This is a genomic window from Arthrobacter sp. Y3223164, assembly GCF_059091005.1.
In genome coordinates this window covers 1-310 of sequence record NZ_JBNHGF010000961.1, presented here as the reverse complement: position 1 = coordinate 310, position 310 = coordinate 1, and the positions used below count along the sequence as shown (strand labels likewise).

General features: G+C 74.2%; 1 pseudogene. It reads right to left on the bottom strand.

The window, feature by feature from the left end:
• Positions 1–310, bottom strand: a pseudogene (locus tag AC5RUJ_RS18925) (alpha/beta fold hydrolase); the annotation flags it as partial.

The window sequence follows — 310 nt, the reverse complement described above, 5'->3', positions numbered from 1 at the left end:
CGGCCACCGGGGTTGCGACGCCGTTCGCCGTCGTGATGATGTGCGCCAGCCGGCCCTCGACCCACAGGCGCCCATGGGCGTCGAGATGGCCCACATCGCCGGTGCGGTGCCAGCCGGGCACGGACGCGCTGTGCCGTTGCGTGACCCAGAGCCGGTCGTACCGGTCCTTGACGTGCGGGGCGCTCACGAGGATCTCCCCGGTGACGTTGGGGTCGGTCGTCGGCAGTTCCGCCACGCTGCCGTCCGGGGCCACCGCAGCGATGGCCACCGTGGCCCCGGCCACGGGGGTGCCGACGCAGACGCCGTTCCC